The organism is Streptomyces sp. NPDC107654 (genome assembly GCF_055639035.1).
The window spans coordinates 1-12,054 of sequence record NZ_JBVKBI010000009.1 but is presented as its reverse complement, the minus strand read 5'-3'; the positions used below and the strand labels follow the sequence as shown (position 1 = coordinate 12,054).

Here is a 12,054-nt window from a genome sequence, read left to right as displayed (position 1 = left end):
CACCCCCTGCCGGGATCAGCCCGCGTACACCCGATGGACGAACTCGGCCATCTGGTCGTCGGTGAGGTGACGGGCGATGTCCGCCTCGCTGATCATGCCGACCATGCGCTTGCCCTCGATCACCGGCAGGCGCTTGATCCGGTGGCCCTCCATCTCCCGCAGCACATCGGAGACGTCGGAGCCGGCGTCGATCCAGCGGGGGGTGCCCTCGCACAGGTCGCCGCACCGGACACGCGCGGGGTCGTGGCCCTCGGCGACGCACTTCACGACGATGTCGCGGTCCGTGATGATGCCGCACATCCGGTCGTCGTGGTTCGGGTCGCTGACCGGCAGCGCCCCCACCTGGTGGTCCCGCATCATCTGTGCGGCGCGGTCCAGCGTCTCGGACGCCGGGATCCACTGGGCTCCGGGGCTCATGATGTCCTTGGCAGTCGTCATCGTCCGTCTCTCCTCCGTCGTGTGGGGATGGATGTCTGTGCGTGGCCCGTGCGTGAACGGGATCGTCTTCCCCTCAGCCGAGCCGGCGCGAGGTGACCGTGAACTGGGCGCCGTCGGGATCGCGCAGGACCGCCTCGTCCTCGCCCTCCGCCAGGACGCTGCCGCCGTGCTTCTCCGACGCCCGGGCGCAGGACTCGACGTCGGTCACGTTGAAGTGCACCTGCCAGTGCGCTCGGACCGAGGGATCGGGCGGCGCCTCCACCGAGCCCGACTCGATGCGGGCCACGACGGCGTCCCCGCTGCGCAGCAGCACCGAGTCCTCCGCGTACTCGACCTCGCAGCAGCCGGGGCGGCCCGAGGCCCACTCCAGGATCTGGCCGTAGAAGATCACGGAGTCGAAGGCGTCGCGGGTGTGGAGGGTGATGAACGTCGGTGCCGCCCGCCGCCACGCCTCCCACTCGGTGACGAGCCTGCCCTGCCACACCCCGAACGCCGCTCCGTCGCGGTCGGCGAGCAGCGCCGCCCTGCCGGGAGGGAAGGAGATCGGCCCGACCGCCACCGTGCCGCCGCGCTCCCGGGTGCGCGACGCGGCCTCGTCGGCGTCCGTCACGGCGAAGTACGGCGTCCAGGCCGCGGCCCGCTGCCCCACGGCGGCCACCGCCGCGATCCCCGCGACCGGTATCCCGTCCTTCAGCGCGGTCAGGAAGTGCTCGCCCAGGCGGGCCTGACGGCACCGCCAGCCCAGCACGGCGCCGTAGAAGTCCTGGGTGGCGTCGAGATCGCGGCTCGTCAGGCTCACCCAGCACGGCGCACCGAACACCGAACTCGTGTCGACGTCATCCGTTGCGCCGGCATCCGTCGCAGCGGATGGGTCTGTCGTGCCGTGGTTCATGGCATCGCTCGCACCCTGGTCTCACAGACCGGCGGCCACCGCTCTGCCTTCCAGTGTCCGCCGAGAACCCCGAGCCTGCACGCCGTGCCCACCGGGGCGGGTCCCGTCGACGCCGGACGGTGGACGCCTACACTTTCGAGTGACTGTTTCCCTGCCGGAAGGGACGTGCGGTGGCTGTGGTCACACCTGCGGACAGCGACGACCCCGGGCTCTTCACCCCCGCCTCCGTGACCTGGCAGATGCACGGCGACCCCATGATGTGGGTCGCCGGCGTCCGCGCGCTCTACCTCCAGGCCCTGCACCCGCGGGCGGTCCGGGGCGTGATGGAGAACTCCGACTTCCGGCGCGACGCCTGGGGCCGGCTGATGCGCACCGCCGACTTCGTGGGGACGACGACGTACGGCACGACCGGGGCCGCCGAGCGGGCCGGGGCCCGGGTGCGCAGGATCCACCGCATGCTCACCGCCACCGACCCCGACACCGGTGAGCGCTACGGCGTCGACGAGCCGGAGCTGCTGCTGTGGGTGCACTGCGCGGAGATCGATTCCTATCTGCACGTCCTGCGCCGCTCCGGTTTCCCGCTCACCGACGCCCAGGCCGACCGCTACATAGCCGAACACCGCGTCAGCGCCCGCCTGGTGGGCCTCGACCCGGGGTCCGTGCCCGGGAGCCGCGCGGAGCTGGCCGCGTACTTCGCGGCGGTCCGGCCGCGGCTGGTCGCCGGCCCCGACGCACGCGCGGTGGACGACTTCCTGCTCCGCCCGCCGATCCACCCCGTCCTCGTCCCGGCACGGGAACTGCTGTGGCGGCGCGTGGCCCTGCTGGCGTACGCGGCGCTGCCGCCGTACGCCCACGCGCTGTACGGCAGGCCGGCCCCCGCGCCCGCCACCGTCACCCGCCGGCTGCGGACCACCGGTGCCCTGCTCCGCCGTGTTCCCGCACGGCTGCGCTGGCAGCTTCCCCCGAAGCACATCCTGCGGGCCATGGAACGCCTCGGCCCGGACGCGCGCCCGGCACCGGAGAAGGCACCGGCAGCACCGGAGGCTCCGTCAGCACCGGAGGCTCCGTCAGCACCGGAGGCTCCGTCAGCACCGTTGATCGCGGCACCGGAGAGGGATCCGGCGGCGCAGCAGGCGGCGGAAGCGGCGGAGTGAGCCGATCCCGTCCGCCTCTGGCCGCCGTGGATCACCGCGTGCTACGAAGGACCATGTCCGCGAACGAGACACCCCGTGCCTACGACGCCGTGATCGTCGGCGGCGGCCACAACGGCCTGGTCGCCGCCGCCTACCTGGCCCGGGCCGGCCGATCGGTGCTGGTGCTGGAACGCTTGGACCACACCGGCGGCGCCGCCGTCTCCACCCGCCCGTTCGCCGGGGTCGACGCCCGGCTGTCGCGCTACTCCTACCTGGTCAGCCTGCTGCCGCCCAAGATCGTCCGCGATCTCGGGCTGGACGTCCGGCTCCGCTCCCGCACCATCTCCTCGTACACCCCGGTACAGCGGGCGGGCCGGCCCACCGGGCTCCTCGTCGGCGGGGGCGAACAGCGCACCCGGGAGGCGTTCACCCGGCTCACCGGCGGCGACCGCGAGTACGAGGCCTGGCAGCGCTTCTACGGCATGACGGGCCAGGTCGCCCGGCGCGTCTTCCCGACCCTCACCGAACCCCTGCCCACCCGGGAGGAACTGCGCCGCCGCATCGACGACGAGGCCGCCTGGCGGGCCCTGTTCGAGGAGCCGGTCGGCGTGGCGATCGAGGAGACCTTCGCCGACGACCTGGTCCGGGGCGTCGTCCTCACCGACGCGCTCATCGGCACCTTCGCCGACGCCCACGACCCCACCCTGGTCCAGAACCGCTGCTTCCTCTACCACGTCATCGGCGGCGGGACCGGCGCCTGGGACGTGCCCGTCGGCGGCATGGGCGCCCTCACCGACGCGCTGGCCGCGGCGGCGCGCTCGGCGGGGGCGCGCATCGCCACCGGGCACGAGGTGGTCCGGATCGACACCGACGGGCACACCGCCGAGGTCGCCTACCGCACGGCCGAAGGAGTGGGCGTCGCCGCCGCCCGGCACGTCCTGGTGAACGCCTCCCCCCAGGAACTGGCCGCCCTCACCGGCGACCCGGCACCCGAACCCGCCGAGGGCGCCCAGCTCAAGGTCAACATGCTGCTGACCCGGCTGCCCCGGCTGCGCGACCCGGACACCGACCCGCGCGAGGCGTTCGCCGGCACCTTCCACATCGCCGAGGGCTACCGGCAGCTGGCCACCGCCCACGCCCAGGCCGCCGCCGGCGAACTGCCCGCCGCGCCGCCCTCGGAGATCTACTGCCACTCCCTGACCGATCCCACGATCCTCGGGGCCGGCCTGGCCGAGCGCGGCTACCAGACGCTCACCCTGTTCGGGCTGCACGCCCCGGCCCGGCTCTTCGACCGGGACAACGACGGCGTCCGGGAGGAGCTGCTGGCGTCCACCCTCGACCAGCTCGACGCCCACCTCGCCGAACCCCTCGCGGACTGCCTGGCCACCGACGCCGACGGCCGCCCCTGCATCGAGGCGAAGACCCCGCTCGACCTCGAACGCGACCTGCGGCTGCCCGGCGGCAACATCTTCCACCGGGCCCTGTCCTGGCCGTACGCCGAGGAGGGCGGCGGACGCTGGGGTGTGGAGACACGGCACGCCAACGTCCTGCTGTGCGGGGCGGGCGCGGTGCGCGGAGGCGGGGTGAGCGGGGTACCGGGGCACAACGCCGCGATGGCGGTGCTGGAGCGGCCCTGACCGCCGTTCGCGGCCGCCTCAGTCGGTGGACCGCTGCCAGCCGGCCGCCGTGATCCGCGCCGCGTCCGCCGGCCGGGCACCGTCGAACAGCACCGTCCCGCCCGCCTCGACGCGCAGCGCGTCCACGTAGGCGCCCCGGCCGACGTACAGACGGTCGGTGGTGTACCGCCAGCGCAGGGCGAGCCGCGGGGCGGTCGGCAGGGCGGCGGTCACCCGGTGCCAGACCCGGCCCGACCAGCCGGTGACCGTGCCCGCCGGGTGCGGCCGGGGGTCCTCGCCGCGGCGGGTGGTGGTGAACGGGACCGGCTGCCAGGTGGTGCCGCCGTCCGCCGTGGACTCCAGCACCACCGTGTCGGAGTCCGGCTCGGTGTCCCACCACAGGGCGCAGCGCAGCCGGGCCGGGCCGCCGGAGGTGTCCAGCGTCGGGAGCGTGAGGGTGGCGGCCGTGGCGCTCGCCATGCCGGAGAACCAGGCGGTGCGGCCGCGCGCCGGGCGGACCGGTACCGCACGGGCGAGGTGGGTGCCGGCGGCGACCCGCGGCGCGGAACCGGAGCGCCAGGTGCGCACCGGGTGCACGGAGTTGCCGAGCACGACCAGGAACGAGTCGGTCGTGGGATCGAGCACCAGGGAGGTGCCGGTGAAGCCGGTGTGGCCCGCCGTGCGCGGTGTGGCCATCGCCCCCATGTACCAGTGCTGGTACAGCTCGAAGCCGAGCCCGTGCCCGTCGCCCGGGAAGGCCGTGTTGAAGTCGGTGAACATCAGGTCCACGGACTCGGGCCGCAGGATGCGCGCCCGGCCGTAACAGCCGCCGTTGAGCAGCGTCCGGCCGAGCACCGCGAGGTCCCAGGCGTTCGCGAAGACGCCCGCGTGACCGGACACACCGCCCAGGCTGTACGCGTTCTCGTCGTGCACCTCGCCCCACACCAGCCCCCGGTCCAGCCCGGACCAGGGCCTGCGCGCGTCCTCGGTGGCCGCGATCCGAGGCTTCCAGGAGGCGGGCGGGTTGTAGCGGGTGCTGTCCAGGCCGAGCGGGCCGGTGACCTCCTCGGCCAGCAGCGCGTCCAGGGTTCGGCCGGTGATCTTCTCCAGGACCAGGTGCAGGGAGATCAGGTTCAGGTCGGAGTAGAGGTAGGCGGTGCCCGGCGGGGTGAGCGGCGCCTCGTCCCAGATGAGCCGGAGCTTCTCCTCGTACGTCGGCGCGTTGTACAGCGGGATCCAGGAGCGGAAGCCGGAGGTGTGGGTGAGGAGCTGGCGGACGGTCACGTCCTGCTTGCCCGCGCGGCCGAAGTCCGGGAGGTACGAGGCGACCGCGCCCTCCAGTTCCAGCGCGCCCCGCTCGATCTGCTGGACGGCGAGGACCGAGGTGAACAGCTTCGAGACGGAGGCGAGGTCGAACACCGTGTCCCGGGTCGTCGGGATCTGCCGGGCGGGGGGCAGTTCGATGCCGGTGTCGGTCGCCTCGTCGTACCGGGCGTAGCGCACGGCCATGCCGATCGGCTCGTGCAGGGCCACGGTGCCGCCGCGCCCGGCGAGCAGGACGGCGCCCGCGTACCAGGGGTGGCGGGGCGACGGAGAGAGGAACGTCTCGGCGTCCGCGACGAGTTGGCGCAGGTGGCCGGGGAGCAGCCCGGCGCGTTCGGGGGAGCCGTGGCGCAGGGTGGGACGGTGACCGGAGGCGGAGGCGGAGGCGGAGGCGGGGACGGCGGCGGCCGGGGCCGCCGGGAACGTGCCGAGGGCCAGCGCGCCGCCGGTGACCAGGGAGCCCACGACGAGCCGGCGGCGGGTCGGTCCGCTCGCCGGTCTGCCCGCGGCTTCGTCCGTCATGGTGCGGCCTCCTGACTGAAAGAATCTTTCCGGGGCTGCCTCGCACGGTGAAACTTTCCTGTCAGGTGCTGGGTGTGTCAACGGGGCGCGGGGCCGGAAAAACTGACGGGCCATCAGGAAAAGTCTTCCGTCGTCCGGCCGCCTGCGGCATCCTGCGCCCATGCAGACGGAGCTGAGCAGGAAACTGGGAATCGAGCACGCCGTCTTCGGCTTCACGCCGTTCCCCGCCGTCGCCGCGGCCATCAGCCGGGCCGGTGGCTTCGGCGTGCTCGGCGCGGTCCGCTACACCGCCCCAGACGACCTCAAGCGCGACCTCGACTGGCTCGACGCGCACACCGGCGGCCGGCCCTACGGGCTCGATGTGGTCATGCCCGCCAAGAAGGTCGAAGGCCCGGAGGGCCGGACACTGACCGAGGCCGACGTCGAGGCGATGATCCCGGAGGAGCACCGGCGTTTCGTCCGCGACACCCTCGCCGCGCACGGGGTGCCGGAACTGGCCGAGGGCGAGGCGTCCGGATGGCGCATCACCGGCTGGATGGAGGAGGTCGCCCGCACCCAGCTCGACGTCGCCTTCGACCACCCGATCAGGCTGGTCGCGAGCGCCCTCGGCTCCCCGCCCGCCGACGTCGTCGCACGCGCCCACGACCGGGACGTCCTGGTCGCCGCGCTCGCCGGCAGCGCCCGGCACGCCAGGAAGCACCGCCAGGCGGGCATCGACATCGTCGTGGCCCAGGGCTACGAGGCCGGCGGCCACACCGGGGAGATCGCCACCATGGTGCTCACCCCCGAGATCGTGGAGGCCGTCGACCCGCTGCCCGTCCTGGCCGCGGGCGGCATCGGCAGCGGCCCGCAGGTGGCGGCCGCGCTCACCCTCGGCGCCCAAGGTGTGTGGCTCGGCTCCGTGTGGCTGACCACCACAGAGGCGGAGCTGCACTCGACCGCCCTGACCCGCAAGCTGCTCGCCGCCGGGTCCGGGGACACCGTCCGCTCCCGCGCCCTGACCGGGAAACCGGCCCGCCAGCTCCGTACCGCCTGGACCGACGCCTGGGACGACCCGGCCGGCCCCGGCACCCTGCCCATGCCCCTGCAGGGGCTGCTGGTCGCTGAGGCGGTCTCCCGCATCCAGAAGTACGAGGTCGAGCCGCTGCTCGGCACCCCCGTCGGCCAGATCGTCGGCCGGATGACCGCCGAACGCAGTGTCCAGGCCGTCTTCGACGACCTCACCCGCGGCTTCGAACGGGCCGTGGACCGCATCAACCGCATCGCCGGAAGGAGCGGCCAGTCGTGAGCGCACCCGCCAGCACACCCCCCGCCGGTTTCTGGGCCCAGGCCGCCCACGACCCCGGCCGCACGGTCCTGATCGCGCCGGACGGCACCGAGTGGACGGCCGGCCGGCTGCACGCCGCCGCCAACCGCCTCGTCCACGGGCTGCGCGCCGCCGGACTCGGCCGCGGGGACGCCCTCGCGGTCGTCCTGCCCAACGGCCCCGAGTTCCTCACCGCCTACCTCGCCGCCAGCCAGGCCGGTCTCTACCTCGTCCCCGTCAACCACCACTTCGTGGGCCCGGAGATCGCCTGGATCGTCGCCGACTCCGGCGCCAAGGTCCTCATCGCCCACGAGAGGTTCGCCGGCCCGGCCCGCGAGGCCGCCGACGAGGCCGGGCTGCCGGCGAGCCACCGGTACGCGGTCGGCCCGGTCGACGGCTTCCGGCCGTACGCCGAACTGCTCGAAGGGAAGCCCGAGTCGGCGCCCGCGGACCGGGAGCTGGGCTGGGTCATGAACTACACCTCCGGTACGACCGGCCGCCCGCGCGGCATCCGTCGGCCGCTGCCCGGCAAGCGCCCCGAGGAGGCCTACCTCGGCGGATTCCTCGGCATCTTCGGCATCAAGCCGTACGACGACAACGTGCACCTCGTCTGTTCGCCGCTGTACCACACCGCCGTCCTCCAGTTCGCCGGCGCGTCCCTGCACATCGGGCACCGCCTGGTGCTGATGGACAAGTGGACACCGGAGGAGATGCTGCGTGTCATCGACACCTACCGGTGCACCCACACCCATATGGTCCCGACCCAGTTCCACCGGCTGCTGGCACTGCCGGACGAGGTCAAGGCCCGCTACGACGTCTCCTCCCTGCGGCACGCCATCCACGGGGCCGCGCCCTGCCCCGACCACGTGAAGCGGGCGATGATCGACTGGTGGGGCCACTGTGTGGAGGAGTACTACGCCGCCAGCGAGGGCGGTGGGGCCTTCGCCACCGCCGAGGACTGGCTGAAGAAACCCGGCACCGTCGGCAAGGCCTGGCCCATCAGCGAACTCGCGATCTTCGACGAGGACGGCAGACGGCTGCCCCCCGGCGAACTCGGCACCGTCTACCTGAAGATGAACACCGGCGGCTTCTCCTACCACAAGGACGAGGCTAAGACGCGGAAGAACCGCATCGGCGACTTCTTCACCGTCGGCGACCTCGGCTACCTGGACGAGGACGGCTACCTCTTCCTCCGCGACCGCAAGATCGACATGATCATCTCCGGCGGGGTGAACATCTACCCCGCCGAGATCGAGTCCGCCCTGCTGGCCCATCCCGCCGTCGCCGACGCCGCCGTCTTCGGCATCCCGCACGACGACTGGGGCGAGGAGGTCAAGGCCGTGGTCGAACCCGCCCCCGGCCACGAGCCCGGCCCCGGGCTGGCCGCCGCGCTCCTCGACCACTGCGCCGGGCGGCTCGCCGGCTACAAGCGGCCCAGGAGCGTCGACTTCATCGCCGAGATGCCCCGCGACCCCAACGGCAAGCTGTACAAGCGGCGGCTGCGGGACCCGTACTGGGAGGGACGCACACGCCCCGTGTGAGACGGGTGCGGTCTCACCTCACCAGTCGGTGTGTTTCCGCCGTTCCCGGGTGCTTGACCTGTCCTGGTGGCGGACCGAGGATCATCAGTCATGACGCAGGGACAGGGCAGCACGGTCGACGGGGTGCTGCGGCGCAGCGCCCGGCGCACGCCGGCACGGATCGCGGTCGAGTACGGCGACCGCGCCTGGACGTACGAGGAACTCGACGCGGCCGTCTCCCGCGCGGCGACCGTCCTGCTCGCCCGGGGACTCACCGCGGGCGACCGGGTCGGCTCCTACGGCCACAACTCCGACGCGTACCTGATCGGCTTCCTGGCCTGCGCCCGCGCCGGCCTCGTGCACGTGCCGGTCAACCACAACCTGACCGGTGACGATCTCGCGTACATCGTCGGCCAGTCCGGCAGTTCCCTGGTCCTCGCCGACCCCGAGCTCACCGACCGCCTCCCCGCCGGCGTCCGCACGCTTCCGCTGCGCGACGCCGACGACTCGCTCCTGGCCCGGCTCGCGACGGCATCCCCGTACGACGGCCCCGAACCGCGCACCGAGGACCTGGTGCAACTGCTCTACACCTCCGGGACCACCGCGCTCCCCAAGGGCGCGATGATGACGCACCGCGCCCTGGTACACGAGTACCTGAGCGCGATCACCGCCCTCGACCTCAGCGCCGGCGACCGCCCCGCGCACGCCCTGCCGCTCTACCACTCCGCGCAGATGCACGTCTTCCTGCTGCCCTGCCTGGCGGTCGGCGCCACCAACCTGATCCTCGACGGACCCGACGGGGACCGGCTGTTCGACCTGATCGAGGCGGGACGTGTGGACAGTCTGTTCGCCCCGCCGACGGTCTGGATCGGCCTGTCCCGGCGCCCCGACTTCGCGACCCGGAACCTGTCCGGGCTGCGCAAGGCCTACTACGGCGCGTCGGTCATGCCGGTGCCGGTCCTGGAACGCCTGCGCGAGCGACTCCCGGGGCTGGGCTTCTACAACTGCTTCGGGCAGAGCGAGATCGGCCCGCTGGCCACCGTCCTGGCGCCCGACGAGCACGAGGGCCGGATGGACTCCTGCGGCCGTCCCGTCCTGTTCGTGGACGCCCGGGTGGTCGACGAGGACGGCAAGGACGTCCCCGCCGGCACGCCCGGTGAAATCGTCTACCGTTCACCGCAGTTGTGCGAGGGCTACTGGGACAGGCCCGAGGAGACGGCCGAGGCCTTCCGCGACGGCTGGTTCCACTCCGGGGACCTCGCGGTGCGGGACGCCGACGGCTACCTCACCATCGTGGACCGGGTGAAGGACGTCATCAACTCCGGCGGCGTGCTGGTGGCTTCGCGCCAGGTCGAGGACGCCCTGTACACCCATGAGGCGGTCGCGGAGGCCGCGGTGATCGGCCTGCCCGACGCGCGGTGGATCGAGGCCGTCACGGCGGTCGTCGTCCCGCGCGGTGAGGTGACGGAGGATCAGCTCGTCCGGCACGTGAAAGAGCGGATCGCGCCGTTCAAGGCGCCCAAACGGGTCCTGTTCGTCACCGAGTTGCCGCGCAACGCCAGCGGCAAGATCCTCAAGCGCGAGCTGCGGGACCGCTTCAGCGGCTAGCGGGGGCCCGCTCCGGCAGCAGCGCGTCGGCGAGCAGCCGCCAGTACGGCAGGGCCGACGCGCCCGGTTCGACCCCGATCACCTGTACGGCCACATGGTCGGCGCCCGCGTCGACATGGCCGTGCAGCTTCCGTACGACGGTGTCCGGGTCGCCCCAGAACACCAGGTCGTCCACGAAGCGGTCGCTGCCCCCGCCGGAGAGGTCGTCCTCCGTGTAGCCCAGCCGGCGGAACTTGGCGAGGTTGTACGGCGTCCGGAGGTAGCCGTACAGGTGCTCGCGCGCAAGGGCGCGGGCGGTGGCCGGGTCGGACTCGAACAGCACGGCGTGCTCGACGGCCAGGAAGGCGTCCGGGCCGAGGATCTCCCGGGCCCCGGCGGTGTGGGCCGTGTTCACGTGGTACGTCTGGGCACCCTCGGCGCGGTCGCGGGCCAGCTCCAGCATCTTCGGTCCGTACGCCGCCAGCAGCCGCCGGACCGGGGTCCGCGGCCCGGGGTTGGGGGTCTGCAGGGTGTCCAGCTCGTCCAGGTAGGCCGACATGGCGGCCAGGGGCCTGACGCCCGGCCGGGGGTCGCCGCCGAAGCCGAGGCCGAGCACGTGCCGGCCCGGGTAGGCGTCCGCGAGCAGCGTGGCCGCGCCCTTCGTCCAGCGGGCCTCCCGGGACCAGATCCGCGCGATGCCGTTGACCACGTTCAGCTTCCGCGTCGAGGCGAGCAGCAGCCCGGCGTGCGTGAACGCGTCCCGGCCGAGCGCCTCGGGGATCCACAGCGCCCGCCAGCCCATGTCCTCCAACTGCCGGGCGGAGTCCCGGAGCCGGGCGGCCGTCTGGTGCTCGAAGTCGAAGGTGTAGATCCCGTAGGTGCCGAGGTTCATTGGTGCGCTCCCGTCGATCGTCAATTCGTAATATCGCAGATTTCCGATACGAATCGCAAGGGGGTGCGTACGCCGAAGTCGGGAGGCAGGTGGGTGGTCGGCGAGGGGCTGGGCGTGCCTGGCGAAAGGCAGGGGGGTGCCCGGCGAGCGGCCTGCGGGCCGCCGAGCCGTTCGGGTGACGCAAGATCGATTCGGCGGCGCACGGCCGCACGGGGTGGCCCGGCCTCGGGAAGGATGGCGCCCGCACGTCGTCGCTCCTCGTGAAGGGACACCCGTTCCATGCGTCTTCGCACCGCCGCGGTCGCCGCCTTCGCCCTCGCCCTGGTCCTGACCGCCACCGGCTCCGCCTGCGCCGCGGAGGGCGAGTTCCAGTACACCTACACCGGCCTGGACGGCGCGCCGCGGACCGCGGTGCTGGAGGATCCGGAGAACGGGGAGTGCGTCACTCTGCCGGAGGTGGCGGACCCGGGCGCCACCTCGCCGGCCCACTCCCCGCGCAACCGCACGGACGCGCCCGCCGTGGTCTTCACGGAGCCGGACTGCGAGGGTGAGTCGTTCACGCTCCGCCCGCACACCGGCCGCGGCAGCGAACGGCTCAAGCTCCGCTCCGTCCTGTTCCTCTGAGGGCGGCCCGGGCGTCCTGGGGCGGCGGTCCGGAGAGTTCTCCGACGGTGATCCGGAGGGTCCTCCGACGGTGGTCTGGCAGGGCCCTCGGTCGGCACCCCCTAGATGTGCTGTCCCGGGACGTTGGTGACACGCGTGCTGGGTGCTTGAACAGGTGAGGGCCTTCTGGGTTCGGTGTGGATTGCGACATCTGCACCAACG

General features: G+C 73.1%; 10 protein-coding genes. 6 read left to right on the top strand and 4 right to left on the bottom strand.

Going from position 1 to position 12,054, the window contains the following annotated elements; translation table 11 throughout:
• Positions 1–15: 15 nt before the first annotated feature.
• Together ACZ7N4_RS17500 and ACZ7N4_RS17495 are read right to left on the bottom strand one after the other, a co-directional pair.
• Positions 16–438 (bottom strand): CBS domain-containing protein, encoded by a 423-nt coding sequence (locus ACZ7N4_RS17500; RefSeq protein WP_471359183.1) that lies wholly within the window; start codon positions 436–438, stop codon positions 16–18.
• Between the two features lie 73 nt (positions 439–511).
• Positions 512–1,330: a VOC family protein gene (locus ACZ7N4_RS17495; protein ID WP_471359182.1), complete on the bottom strand. Its 819-nt coding sequence runs from the start codon at positions 1,328–1,330 to the stop codon at positions 512–514.
• 239 nt (positions 1,331–1,569) lie between these two features.
• Here ACZ7N4_RS17495 and ACZ7N4_RS17490 point away from each other — a divergent pair, with 239 nt between their 5' ends.
• Positions 1,570–2,484 carry an oxygenase MpaB family protein gene (locus tag ACZ7N4_RS17490; RefSeq protein ID WP_471359490.1) on the top strand — a complete coding sequence of 305 codons (915 nt, stop codon included), beginning with the start codon at positions 1,570–1,572 and terminating at the stop codon, positions 2,482–2,484.
• 53 nt (positions 2,485–2,537) lie between these two features.
• Positions 2,538–4,100 (top strand): phytoene desaturase family protein, encoded by a 1,563-nt coding sequence (locus tag ACZ7N4_RS17485; protein ID WP_471359181.1) that lies wholly within the window; start codon positions 2,538–2,540, stop codon positions 4,098–4,100.
• Between the two features lie 18 nt (positions 4,101–4,118).
• On the opposite strand, the gene ACZ7N4_RS17480 is transcribed toward ACZ7N4_RS17485, so the two are convergent.
• The gene (locus tag ACZ7N4_RS17480) at positions 4,119–5,924 is read right to left on the bottom strand and encodes a serine hydrolase domain-containing protein (protein WP_471359180.1); all 1,806 of its coding nucleotides are present in this window, start codon (positions 5,922–5,924) and stop codon (positions 4,119–4,121) included.
• 160 nt (positions 5,925–6,084) lie between these two features.
• On the opposite strand from ACZ7N4_RS17480, the gene ACZ7N4_RS17475 reads away from it, so the two are divergent.
• The 3 genes from ACZ7N4_RS17475 to ACZ7N4_RS17465 all read left to right on the top strand — a co-directional run bounded on the left by ACZ7N4_RS17475 (position 6,085) and on the right by ACZ7N4_RS17465 (position 10,358).
• A complete protein-coding gene (locus ACZ7N4_RS17475; protein ID WP_471359179.1) occupies positions 6,085–7,212 on the top strand; it encodes a nitronate monooxygenase in 1,128 nt (375 codons plus the stop codon).
• A complete protein-coding gene (locus ACZ7N4_RS17470) occupies positions 7,209–8,771 on the top strand; it encodes an acyl-CoA synthetase (RefSeq protein WP_471359178.1) in 1,563 nt (520 codons plus the stop codon). The genes ACZ7N4_RS17475 and ACZ7N4_RS17470 overlap by 4 nt, the downstream gene beginning before the upstream one ends.
• A 90-nt stretch (positions 8,772–8,861) precedes the next feature.
• On the top strand, positions 8,862–10,358 hold the full coding sequence (locus ACZ7N4_RS17465; RefSeq protein WP_471359177.1) for an acyl-CoA synthetase: 1,497 nt from the start codon (positions 8,862–8,864) through the stop codon (positions 10,356–10,358).
• Here the strand turns inward: ACZ7N4_RS17465 and ACZ7N4_RS17460 are convergent.
• On the bottom strand, positions 10,348–11,229 hold the full coding sequence (locus tag ACZ7N4_RS17460) for a TIGR03620 family F420-dependent LLM class oxidoreductase (RefSeq protein WP_471359176.1): 882 nt from the start codon (positions 11,227–11,229) through the stop codon (positions 10,348–10,350). The genes ACZ7N4_RS17465 and ACZ7N4_RS17460 overlap by 11 nt on opposite strands.
• Positions 11,230–11,508: 279 nt before the next feature.
• Here ACZ7N4_RS17460 and ACZ7N4_RS17455 point away from each other — a divergent pair, with 279 nt between their 5' ends.
• Positions 11,509–11,853, top strand: a complete 345-nt coding sequence (locus ACZ7N4_RS17455) for a hypothetical protein (protein ID WP_471359175.1) — start codon at positions 11,509–11,511, stop codon at positions 11,851–11,853.
• The last annotated feature ends 201 nt before the right edge of the window (positions 11,854–12,054 follow it).